The organism is Desertivirga arenae (assembly GCF_017355785.1).
GTDB classification, from domain to species: Bacteria; Bacteroidota; Bacteroidia; order Sphingobacteriales; family Sphingobacteriaceae; genus Desertivirga; species Desertivirga arenae.
Map to the genome: position 1 here is coordinate 36,797 of NZ_JAFEWE010000011.1, position 13,106 is coordinate 49,902.

Genomic DNA, 13,106 nt, shown 5'->3' on the forward strand with positions numbered 1-13,106 from the left:
ACGAACAGCACTTTTACACGAATGATAGTCAATATCCCAAATGCGGGTATTGGCTATTAATTTCTTTTAATAGATTGATTGTCTGGTTGATTAATGGTTAGTATGCTTTACCGTTTACCTCCTTCCTGTTGCTAAATGCTATTTTTCATATTCAAAGCCTGAATTGTAATGCGCATTAGGATTCCTCCTAACGTCGGAATGACAAGAGGAGAATTCTCTCACTTTCGTTTGTCATCTCGACCTTAGGAGAGATCATAGAAGCTTGTTATGTAAAGTGCCTTAAGATTCCTTCTATCGTCGGAATGACAAGAGGAGAATTCTCTCGCTATCGCTTTGTCATCTCGACCTTAGGAGAGATCTGGGAAGTAAGTTTTATTTGTCTTCATGGTACATTGTTCTATTTTATATTTCTATAATGGTTCGATGATGTAAGACTTTCCTTTTTCTGTAGGGAAATCAATTATATAAGTATCTTTCACATTTAGCTCTGGCAGTTTTGCCTGAGATGACTTTTCGTAATTCAGTTTCTCCGGAGTAAAAATCAGAGGATTGGAATTTGGTCCATTCGCCGTTTTTGAATTTACAGCCCTAACTTTTACAGCAGAATCAGTTCTCAATCTGCAATTTCCACCTGTGCCGGAGTAGATCAGGGCCTTCGTTAATTTATTAGCTTTCCAATCAAGATCCACACGAAAATCACCACGAGCCCGGATCCCTCTGATAAAACCAGTATCCCAAACATCAGGCAATGCAGGAAGCAAATGCATCTCGCCTTCGTGACTTTGTAACAGCATCTCAGTAATACCAGCGGTTCCTCCGAAATTCCCATCGATCTGGAACGGTGGATGAGCATCAAATAAGTTCGGATAAGTTCCTCCGCCACTCATTTGTTCGCGTTTTTCTAGCGGGTTAATATAATTGAAGGCAGATTCGAGGATCTTGTAAGCATGATTCCCATCCTTCAATCTTGCCCACCAGTTCATTTTCCAAGCCATTGACCAACCTGTACTCACATCCCCCCGATGAATGAGAGATTGCTTTGCTGCAGCCGCCAGTTCAGGAGTTTTGTAAACAGATATCTGATTACCAGGATAGAGGCCAAACAGGTGGGAAATATGGCGATGAGCATCTTTAGGGTCGTCCCAGTCTTTATACCATTCCTGGATTTGCCCGTATTGCCCAATATGGTATGGATAGAGCTTTGCATTCGCAGCTTCCAGTCTTGCCCGGAAATCCGTATCAATTCCAAGGACTTTTGTAGAATTAATGCAGGCATTAAATAATTCGCGAATAATGGCCATATCCATTGTTGTTGCCATACTAAGCTGATATTCTTTACCTTTAATCTTAATGGTATTTTCAGGAGAGGTTGATGGATTCGTTACCAGAAACTTGCTTTCTGGATCCTCAATTAACCAATTAAGCATGAATTGAGCAGCACCTTTCATCAAAGGGTAACCATCCTTCCTGAGAAATTCCTTATCACCCGTGAACTGGTAATGCTCCCACACGTGGGTACCAAGCCATGCTCCTGCCATTGGCCATGCCGACCATCTTGGCACCCCTTTCGGATCCCAGTCATATCCTCCCGGAGGTGAAGTTTTAGCCCATAGATCTGAGTTATGATGTACAACCCATCCTTCTGAAATATTGTAGTTAGTTTTAGCGGTTTTTGCTCCGTTAATAGCCAGCTCTTTCATGAAATCGAATAAAGGCTGATGCAGTTCGGAAAGATTGGCATTTTCGGCGAGCCAGTAGTTCATCTCGGTATTGATGTTGGTGGTATAATTACTTCCCCAGGGCGGTTGAACAGCGTCGTTCCAGATTCCCTGAAGATTTGTTGGTCTTGATCCCAGTCGCGAGCTTGAGATCATCAGGTAGCGTCCGAACTGATAGTATAAAACCTGCAAACCTTTATCGCCACCGCGACTTTTGAAAGCTTTCAGTCTCTCATCCATAGGAAGTTTAGCAGGGGCAGAACCAGATCCTAAACTAAATTGGACACGGTTAAATAAAGCTGAATAATCGGCTATATGGGTTTGTTTAATCTGGTCGAATGATTTACGAAGCGCGTCTTCCATATTCGCTTTAGCTTCTATAGCCGGATCTTTTCCTTCAAAACCCGGCGATCTATCAAAACCATTAAAACTGGTTGCTTCGGTAAGATAGATCGTTACAGCATTAGCATTTTTAACGGAAATACTATTTCCGGAAATGGAGGAGCTTCCTCCCTCTGTACTAACCTTCGCATGGATCTGGAAGGTCATGCCTTCTCCGTTCGGACTTTCATCATAAACTACTTGTCCGGGTTCGTATTCGCGGTTAGCCACGTGCTTAGGAGCCTTCCCTTTTAGAACAAGATAATCATTGGCTACTGCTGAAGTTTGGTAATGGAGTTTACTTAGAAGATCAGCCGTAAAATTAATTGCGCCTTTCTTATCCGATGTGATCCTTACCATCATTACCTTATCAGGATGACTAATGAAGGTTTCGCGAACGTAATTTACTCCATTCACCTTATATCTTACAGTCGACACTGCATTATTAAGATTAAGATCACGATAGTAAGATAACGCTGTAGAATCCTTTAATGTGAAATTTATGGCAAGATCGCCTAAAGGCAAATAGCGGGCGGAATAGGGGCCCTGCATCTTTTTCCAAAGGGTAGCAGCTTTAATGTAATCTCCCTCAAACACTGCCTGCCGGACCTTAGGTAATATTTCAGGTCCATCTGGATTATTTCCAGAATTGGGATAACCAGACCAAAGCGTATTATCATTCAGTTGAAAGCGCTCACGGTTTACTCTTCCAAACACCATTGCCCCAGTCTTGCCATTTCCCAAAGGCAAGGCTTCTTCCCATGCAGAAGCAGGCTTGCTGTACCATAACTTCAGGTCTGGATCACTATTACCCTGTCCGAAAGCCAGACCAGTAGACAACGCAAATAGAATAAGCGCTTTATATTTAAAAATTAGGTGCATGTTTTACAGATTTAAAAAGACAGATGGAATACCTTCGGACCTCACAGCTACCGTACTATTACCACCATTCGTTTTTACTTTGACGATTGCGCGACCGTTATACATCTGCACATATCTTGACCCGGAAGAAGTTCCCTGATTATCGATTAGTTCGCCGTCGCCTGCGAGAGAGAACCGGGCCCAGTTAGCTGCGTCAAGACATTGTACATTATTATTATCGAATAATTTTACCTCAACAGTTTGAATCCCCTTTTCCTCAGCAACTTTGGTTAAAGTCATTCTAGCTGGCTTAGTCCATTTCTGCGTCTGATATTGGAAATTTATCGCATCTTCAACTTTAAGTTTTCCTTTTTTAGCAACAACCTTTATGTTATTAGCACCTGCATTAAAGACAAGGGTCCAGCGAAGTCCAGCTGAGGGGAAATCCTGACTATTACGTTTTTTTATCCCATAACTTTTGCCATTAAGGAAAAGCTCTGCTTCATCACAATTGGAATATACCTTAACCATTTTTTCCTCCCCGGCATCACCCCATCTAACGGGCCAGGAATGACCATAGATATGTACCATTAGTTTATCTGTCCAATAGGATTGATACACATAAAAAACTTCTTTCTTTGTAAAATCCCGTTCAACAACACCTTTTTGGTTCATGTAAGGGACAGGGTTATCCGGACGGACGGGAGTTGAAAAATCTTTAAAAGGCCATTGTGCGGTACCAGTAAGCCAAGGCATCGTTTCCTGTTCTTTCAGGTGCCAGTCCACAAGATTACAGATATAGGATTCGCTCCAGTCGCCGTCTTTAGAAACACGGGCACTACCTCCGAATAAGGAAGCATCACCTGGCCGTTCATCGGCGGCTCCTGCCCTTTTCACTTGCGATAAGGCTTTATCCGGACTTTCAGAATGACGGCCAGCATGGCTATCACCGCCCCACTCCACATGAAGGAAATGCTTTACTTTTTTAAACTCCTCTTCGGTCACCTGCTGGTATTCCGTGTAGATCCCGCGATACCAACCGGCCCAAATAGATGGAGAGTAAACATCCACAATATCACTGCAGAAGTCGCAGCGGCGGATTGCGGTTTTACGGGAAGCATCCAAGCGGTGTGAGAGATCATTAAGCTCCTTCATGAAGACCCTGATCTTCTCTTTGTCGAACTCCGCAAAATCTCCAGGCCAATCATTTTCATTTCCTAAGCCCCATATAATAACAGATGGATGGTTATAATGCTGCTCGATCATGTTCGTTAGCATGTTGCGTGCCTGGGCTTTATAGACGTCTCCACCCAAGCCTCCACGGCACCAGGGAATTTCCTCCCATACAAGGATTCCAAGGCTATCACAAAGATTTAAGACAATACGGGACTGCTGGTAATGCCCTAGGCGGATGAAATTGACGCCCATTTCTTTCATCATCTTCATCTCAGTGCGGATTTCATCTTCAGTCATAGCTGCTGCAACACCTGCATGGTCTTCGTGACGATGCGTTCCTCTTAATAAAAGGCGTTTCCCGTTAAGCATAAACGGCCCTTTTTCTATAAACTCAAAGTTCCGGAAGCCTACTTGTTCAGTTTGTTTACAATCTCCTTGTGCGGTTTTTATGCTTACTTCAACCGTGTATAAAGGTGGTTGGGCAGGAGACCAAAGAGCGGGACTTTTAACACTGAAACGCGCAAGACTAAGGTCGCCGTTTAATGTGTTAAGCGGTATCTTTGTACGATGAATCACCTTTCCCTTTGGATCGATCAATTTTATTTCAGCATCCGCTTTAGATATATTTTCCGGATTATACAACCTCGCTTTTACGCTTAAGGTCCCGGCTTTCCCAGCTTTATCAACTTCTGCGAAAGCAAAAACTTTATCGATAGAAAGCGCGGGGGTATAAACCAGGTTAACATAACGATAAAGTCCCCCATAAACATTAAAATCGGAAAGATCTGAAGGGATCATTTCCAGGTCGCGGGAATTATCGGTGCGAATAGAAACAGGAATTTGCCCCTTGAACTGCTTCTGAAATAGGTCTGTTTTCTTAAAAGCTTCTACAGCTTGGGTAATATCCGCTGTCCATTCGTCGTAGCCACCAACATGAGAAGCTACTTTTGTGGTATGAACATAAACTTCTGTTTTTTGACCGGCACCTTCAAAATGTAGAATTATCCTTCCGTTCTTATAAGGGTTTTCTACTTTGATCTGGGTGCGATACCAGGAGGGTCCCTGGTAATAATTCACATCCGGATCAACCCCATCAGTTGCATTTACACAATGCGGCAGGGTTACTTTTTGCCATAAAGGCACACTTTCGGGGTTTCCTTTTCCGACCGAACGTACAGCTTCCCATATACCTCCCAGATCCTGTCTGAGGAATTCCCAGTTATTAATTAGTCTTGTTGCCTTTTGAGCAGAAACTTGCTGCGCAATTAGGGTTATAGTAAAAAATAATAGAATAAATCGTTTCACTTTTGCTTTTCTTGTTGCATCCTCTCCTGCCCTTGACCATCATTAGTCTTACCGTTGCAGAGGACCCTTTTTTGTAAAACATTACCGCAGTAACCGAATGAATAAAAGATATCAGAAAGGCGATTAATCACTGTGAAGGTAGTTTCCCCTCTCCTGCCCAGTTCTTTAATAAATTAAAAATGTTCCCTTTTCTCTGTGCCTCTGTTGTCACCTTATTGACGGCTACCTCGCCCATTCTTTCTTTTAACTGAGCTAAATAAAGGCTTCTCGGGTTAACGTTAACGCCCCAGCTTTCCCAATAACCATTGCCATTCCTGGCTAAACCAGTACAGCCAATTCCCCAGTTCCTGGCGCCCTTAGGGCTTTCCACCTTTATATCGTTCTTATATGACTTACAATTCCAGAACATCGACTGCGCTCCGGCCCATCCGTGACCAGAACCCATATCTTTACGATTCTGTGTCCTGATTTCCCCGCCATAAATATTATCAAACAACAAACCTGTCGCCCAGCGATGGTGAGGTCCTATATCTGCATATGTATCCGTTGCATACGAATCAAGGAACACATTGGGTCCGGGAACTCTTGAACCAGTTACAAAATCGTGTCGGCCGCCACGTGTGAAGCAACGTTGAAAAAGGTTAAAAGATGCACCAGCCTCGAGGTTAAAGGAATATTTTCTTCCACCTGTAGTTTCCGACTTGGGGTCTAACATTGCGCATTCTTCAACAGTATTATAAATGCTTTGATCGCTAATTGATACACAGGCATAACCGAAGTAAAGAGCTGTTACTTGTTTAACCCAGCAATTTTCGGCGCGTATTAATTCGACCGCCACCCACCCGTGTTTTTCATCATCATCATTAACATAAACAGAGGTAAGTCGCAAATTTTCAACTCCACAATTGTTGACCCTGCCTGAAATATTGGTTTTGAAAATGTAGCCTCCACCATACTTTGTTTGAAGAGGGTCTACAACGGGGGCATCAAGAGTTATGGTATTAGCGCTTACTGAAAGAACTTTTCGTTCATAGGCTATATCATATCCATCAGCAGTCCAACCGTACTGAGACATTTGTATATCATCTACCCACTGTTTGTTGGGAACACGATACACCGCAATTTCATCGCCTGCAATTATCCCTTCCGCATTTTCAATATCGAATGTATTACTACCAGTTGGAACATAGCCGGTCGTGATTTTCTTTCTTGTTCCTGTAATTTCTCCCGTTCCACTTCCCGTTCCTTTTATTTCGATAAGAGAATGTTGTGCTCTCTTTGTTGCCCTGATAATGGACCCCGTACTTCCTTGTCCTTCCCCCCTGATCACTATTCCGCTTTTAGTAATCTGAAGAGCCCCTTCAACATCATAAACCCCTGCCTTAAGCAGGACAGCTCCCCGGTAACCATTCACGTCTGGTGGAAGTTCTGCCACCTCATTGATCGCATTCTGTATGTTTATCCTATTGTCACCTGCAATGGGCGAGATGGTTTTCTTCACACTTACCTCTGGTAAAGCAACACCCCCACCTGAATATCCCGCGCCTGAAAAATCCGGCACGCGGTTATCCTTATTAGTCTCACCTTCGTTAGCATACCTATTATAGATGAGTTTGCCTTGGGTAGATAGGTAAACCAGAGAGCTGTTATCTTCTATTGGTTCTTCTGGGGTGGGTTCATCGCCAACTTCAACTTGTTCCTTCTTTTTACATGCGATTAATACCAGGAATGTAAGAGATAGAACTTTCAAACTTTTTAATCCTTTTGCCATAGTTGCATAATGATAAATAGCCAGGCAGGAAGGCCTGATCCTGGCTAGGAATAATGTTAGATGTGTTGCTAATAAGTGTAGATATCAGGTCTATTGAGGGACTGTAGTTGTTAAAAAACGATCTATCACATGAACTACACCGTTAGTTGCAAGCAGACTGCTGGTTCTAACATTTCGCACTCCGTTAAGCTGGACCGGATAGTCAGAAGTGTTTGAAGGGGAACTATTTAAAACCTGAAGTGTCATTTGTGATTCAGGATTCGGACTAAACGCTGAGCTTGAGTGACGAGTAACTCCTGTAGGCAGAGCCGATAAGGATCCTGCAGGGGCAAGAGTCTTTACTGTAACCGATTGAATGGGAGGAAGCGTATAGTGGCTGTATTCTCCCTCAATGATCAGATACTCGAAATAACGCCTAACGAATTCTTTTGAGTAGCTGTTCCAGTTTGTTGCAGCCTTTCCGTTCACCAAATTGGCACCGAAGAAACTATCATTTGGAGGAGTAGATCCACGGCTTATGGCATCGTTATGAAGAAAAATGTATGTTCTTCCTGGCTTTTTATACTCGTTACTGTCAATTTCGGCATATCGAATTCCTTCCAACATCCTACTGAAGATAAGATTATCTGAACTGGTACCAGTAGCCCTGTCTTTCAAATATTGCCATGCTGTTCTATTTAACTTCGGATCAAGCGTATGAGGTGTTCTATCATAATCTTCCTGCAGATCCAGGCCGAACAATGTGCAGCCCGATAAACCCCAAAGAACGGTCAGGAAGAATAGGTATACTATTCTAATTTTAATAGCTTTCATATTTCTATTAGTTATAGGATGGGTTTTGAATAAGTTTTTTATTGTCCTCGAGAAGACTCCGGTGAATTGGCCAAAGAATTTTGTTCATATCGTTACCAAAACCAGCAGTACTAGGCTGGCCGGTAAGCCTTTGAATACGATAATTAATGATTGGATCCATGATCTCCTTGACCTTATCGGTTCTAACAATGTCAAACCAGCGCTTTCCCTCGGCAAAAAGCTCGTAACGGCGCTCTGTAAGAATTGCGTTTTCGAGGTTCTGTGGAGATGATGCTTCAGGACTGGTAGCCGTAATAGCAGGTAATCCCGCTCTCACCCTTGAATAATTAAGAAATTTAATGGCATTCGCCTTATCTCCCGTTGCATTAAGTACCTCTGCATAAAGCAAATAAACATCCGCCAGGCGGTACATTATCAGATACACAGGATATGCTTCATTTATGCTTGCATTACTACCAAGAGAATTAACAGGATAATACTTCAAAATCTTATCTATATGGCCAACTCCCTCAAGTGTGTCGATAGTTTTTGTTACTCTGGTATCTGCTTTATTCTTCTTCCAGTCTGCGTGAATTATAGAATCTACCCTTATAGGATTATTGCTCCTTCCCACTGATACAGGAATGCAAGCACACCCATTTGTTGTATAATCCCAATGAATACTCCAGATAGATTCATTGGTAGTGCTTGGGCTGGTGAACAAATTTTTCCAGGTAACCTGAGGCTCAAGGGTTGCCCCGGAAGTTCCATGTACAGTACCTTTTGGCCCTTTGGCAACAAAAACCTTTTCTAACCACAACTTCGCGTTCGAATGGTCCTTTCTCCACATATAGACATCACCTAAAATAGAAGCAATTGCAGCTTCCCCAATATTCCAAACTACAGGAGTCTGATTTTTAGGGATTAGATCATAGGCCTTCGTCAGATCGGGGATTATAACATCCGTAAAGATCTTTTCCTTTGGGTCTCTTGGAACCTCGCCGCTCTGAGCAAGACTTTCATATGGCTCTGTCCTTATTGGAGCATCACCCCATATCCTTACTATATAGAAGTAACATAAGGCTCGAATTGCATAACATTGGGCGAGCGTACTATTAACAGTAGCTGCAGTAACATTCGGATCATAATCGCGAACGTTTGGGACTCTGCTGATCATCAGATTGGCTCGAGCGATAGTACGATAAAGATTATTCCAGTTAGCACTTCCATTTCCGGAAGTCAGCGTATTGATCGCCAGTTCTGTAATAGTGCTATTAGGATACTGAGAGCGATCAAAATTATCTGACCTTCCTTCTCCCCAATAATGATACATGCCGGAGAATCCTTCTCCGTCGCCAGTCATTACTTCCTGGAACGAGCTATAAACACCAGCAAGACCAGCGGTTATATCTTTTCCCGATTTAAAGTATGCGCTTGAAGAAACCTGGGAAAGGGGCTCTTCTGTTAAAAACTCCTTACATGCTGTTAATGAAACAACAGTGACTAATATACCTGCTAATATCTTTTTCATAGCTGCTTAAAAATTTACGTTAACCCCGAAACCGATCTCTCTTCTTTTAGGATATTTACCACCATCCTGGCCGATGTTTAGTCCGCTTGAACTAAATTCAGGGTCGTACCAACTGTAATTTGTCCAGGTTAAAAGATTCTGGCCATAAGTGTAGACGCTTACCCCTTTTAGTTTAAGACTGCTTGCAACTTTTGAATTAAGGGTATAGGTTAATCTTGCACTAGTTAAGCGAATAAAGGTACCGTCCTCTATATAAAGGCTGTTGTATCCCGTCATAATGCTTTGCCTGTCATTCCTTCTTGGCCAGTAAGGATACTTTGAAAGGTCACCTTGCTTAGACCATGCAGTTGTTGCAGCGTCCCATATGGGTGGCGTATAAGTTGATGAACCAGCGTTCTGGTCGTTTCGAACTTTGTTGTATATTTCATTGCCCACCTGTCCGTTGAACAGGAAACTTAAAGAGAAATTTTTATACCTGATATTGTTACTTATTCCGAAATAGTAGTTCGGTATACCGTTACCAACTATCACCTTGTCGTTATCGTCAATTATTCCGTCGTTGTTAGCGTCGTACCATTCAGTATCACCTCCCTGCAATACTACACCATTTCTCTTTTTCTGAAATACTGTTCCGTTATATGGCTGACCATTAAGAGTGTAACCATCAAAGCCTGTTACCGACATACCGTCCGGTGACACCACTACATTTACAGGAGTTAAGCGTGATCCATCAGCACTATAAGCATTTGATACATCATACTGGTATACCCCAAGGTTCTTCCACATAAACATGTCTCCAATCTTTCCACCCTCTTCAATTCTCCAAATATTTCCGCTGATAAAGGGCGTACCATTAGCTAACTCTTTAACTTTTCCGCGCTGGAAAGATATATTCGCACTAACTTCCCAGTTAAAGTTCTTTTTAGCAACAGGGGTACCACCAAGAGTGAATTCCAAACCCTTGTTCACCACTGAACCCAGATTGATTGTTGTTGTAGACTTCCCTGTTTCTTTAGGAATTTCCTGCCGGTAAAGTAAGTCTGAAGTGGTTTTAGTATAGTAATCAGCTACAAAATTCACTCTACCTTTCAGGAATTGAAGATCAAGCCCCAGATTTTTTGAAGTAGTTGTTTCCCATTGGATGGCATCATTACCAAGAGTTGATGACTCGGCAGCAGAACTATTCCCATTATAGTACTCTTCTCCAAAATTAATAAGCGTATAGGAAGAGTAATTACCGATAGCATCATTACCTGCTTGTCCGACCCCAAATCTTAGCTTTGCATCATTTAATAATGGTTTTGACCATTTCATAAAGGCTTCGTCTGATAATCTCCATGCGGCAGAAGCCGATAGAAAAGTACCCCATTTGTTGTTTTCACCAAACTTTGAAGATCCGTCTCTGCGGATGGTTCCTTGCAGGATATACCGGCTTTTATAGTTATATCCCAGACGTCCAAAGACAGAGGCATCTGAGTATGCTGCAGCACTTGTTCCTGTAGCTGTAAGATCGATCAAGCCAGCGTTAGATGTATTGATTGCTTCGCTGACATAACGATACATGGAAATATTATAGCCATCATTCTTGAACCTATCAGCTGTGAAGGCAAGTAAACCTGTGACGTTATGATGTTTGGCAAACTGCTTATCGTAATTCAGGAAAGACTGAAATTCCCAATAAAAATTCTTGTCGAAAGAATTACTCCCTCTTGCATCGCCGGTGCCCCCACTGGTTAGCGACGAGGGAGTGAATGATTTATTTGTAGCATTATCAAGTCTTGCATTGAAGAGTGTGGTTAATTTAAGTGGCTTTGCAAGATTATACTCGGCTCTGGTATTGAACTGAACAGTGTAATCGTTATCCACATCTTCATTTAATAAAGCGAAAGCCAGCGGATTTCTTTTTGACTCAACATAACTAGCCAGACTACCGTCGGGTCGATAGATACTGGTCCAGGGATTTCGTTCAAAAACCTGCTTTGCGCTATTTCCTACTGGTATCTGGTTTCCTGTTTGCCAGCTGAAAGCAAGGTTATTACTAATTTTCAACTTAGGAGTTGCCTGGTAATCTACGTTAACCTTTGCCTGGAGACGCTTCATCCAGCTGTTAATTACAATCGACTCGTCATCAGTGTAATTTACGCCGCCGTAATAGCTTACACCTTTACTGGCTCCGCTGATGTTAATGTTCATGACCTTCCTGTTTCCTTTCCTGAAAAGAAGATCCTGAAAATCATTATCAGCATTCAGATAAGGGTTTACAGAATCCACGTTACCTCCAAAACCATCTCCTCCGTTCCTCATCCTCCGGAAATACCTAAGCTCGTCTGCGGAAGTTGTACGCACCTTGTGAGATAGCTCTCCAAAGACATTCGAATAATTCACCTGTACAATAGGACGACCTTCCTTTCCCCTCTTTGTTGTTATTAAAATAACACCGTTTGCTCCTCGTGCTCCATATATTGCAGCAGTTGAAGCGTCTTTAAGTATCTCAAAGCTTGCAATGTCGTTCGGATTTACAAAAGAAGCATCTTGTGTGATCAGACCGTCTATAACATATAAAGGTCCATTTCCAGAATTAAGGGAGGATGCTCCACGTATCTGAATCGTACCCTGACCAAATGGATCTCCATTATCATTATTTACCTGAACACCCGCAGCCTGACCTTGCAGAGCATCAAATATTGTTACTGGCTGTCTCTCTGTTATTTGTTTTTCGCCAATAGTACTTATAGGACCAGTAAGATCTCTCTTCTTTGCTGTACCACCATATCCGGTATTTACCACTACTTCATTAAGTACTGAAGAGCTTTCCTTTAAGGAAACATTGATAGTAGTTTGTGAACCTACCGTTACTTCACGGGCCTCAAACCCTATAAAGGTAAAGGAGAGGACGGCACCTGATCCTGGTACATTTATGGTGAACTTCCCCTGAGTATTCGTAGATACTCCGGTACTTGCCCCTTTTACTCGTACACTTACTCCGGGCAGTGGCTCACCTTTGACATCGGTTACTGTTCCGCTCACTTTTATTGCTTGTGAAAATGCTTCCGTAACAATAAAATTTACGGCAAACAGGAGCATAAAGAGCCTTAGCTTCCCTGCAATTAATCCATCCCCCCGGACAAAGAATGAAAAAACTTTAGTACAATCTTTAATCATAATGTTTTGTTAGTTTTTTCGGCTTACTCATATTAAGCCTTTATTTGAATTGGTTTATCACTTATTGATCAGATGAATCTGCACCATGATCTGCAGAATGAATGCCTTGTCTTCTTAATATCTTTTCATGTCATATAATTTCTGGTTGAATATTGAGTGTTAATTGGTTAATGCAATTGACGAATTAATAGCACGTGTTTATTTCAACCGTTTGGCGTATTATTCAACAATTTTGGCATCAATAATTGAGTATCCTGTGCTGTTTATGAATAAATGATTGAATTGAAAGGAATAGGGTCTATGACAGATAAAGTGAATTAAGATCCCTCCTATCCTCGGGATGACAAGAGGAAAAAGCGGGATGGCAAGGGGAATAAAAGGATGACACTGGGAACGGGCAGGATGAAAA

The 13,106-nt window shown here is 42.2% G+C and carries 6 protein-coding genes; all 6 read right to left on the reverse strand.

Translation table 11 applies throughout. The features are described from left to right. Positions 1-410 precede the first annotated feature (410 nt). The 6 genes from J4N24_RS18920 to J4N24_RS18945 all read right to left on the reverse strand — a co-directional run bounded on the left by J4N24_RS18920 (position 411) and on the right by J4N24_RS18945 (position 12,697). Complete coding sequence (locus J4N24_RS18920; RefSeq protein ID WP_207535297.1) at positions 411-2,981, reverse strand: glycoside hydrolase family 95 protein; 2,571 nt, start codon at positions 2,979-2,981, stop codon at positions 411-413. Positions 2,982-2,984: 3 nt separating this feature from the next. Beyond that, positions 2,985-5,441 (reverse strand): glycoside hydrolase family 2 TIM barrel-domain containing protein, encoded by a 2,457-nt coding sequence (locus J4N24_RS18925; protein WP_207535298.1) that lies wholly within the window; start codon positions 5,439-5,441, stop codon positions 2,985-2,987. A 127-nt stretch (positions 5,442-5,568) separates the two neighbouring features. Beyond that, entirely contained in the window at positions 5,569-7,212 is a 1,644-nt protein-coding gene (locus J4N24_RS18930) for a hypothetical protein (RefSeq protein WP_207535299.1), read from the reverse strand. A 90-nt stretch (positions 7,213-7,302) separates the two neighbouring features. After that, entirely contained in the window at positions 7,303-8,025 is a 723-nt protein-coding gene (locus tag J4N24_RS18935) for a fasciclin domain-containing protein (RefSeq protein ID WP_207535300.1), read from the reverse strand. Positions 8,026-8,032: 7 nt separating this feature from the next. Next, complete coding sequence (locus J4N24_RS18940) at positions 8,033-9,535, reverse strand: RagB/SusD family nutrient uptake outer membrane protein (RefSeq protein WP_207535301.1); 1,503 nt, start codon at positions 9,533-9,535, stop codon at positions 8,033-8,035. A 6-nt stretch (positions 9,536-9,541) separates the two neighbouring features. Continuing rightward, positions 9,542-12,697, reverse strand: coding sequence for a SusC/RagA family TonB-linked outer membrane protein (locus tag J4N24_RS18945; RefSeq protein WP_207535302.1), 3,156 nt, complete (start codon positions 12,695-12,697; stop codon positions 9,542-9,544). Between the last annotated feature and the right edge of the window lie 409 nt (positions 12,698-13,106).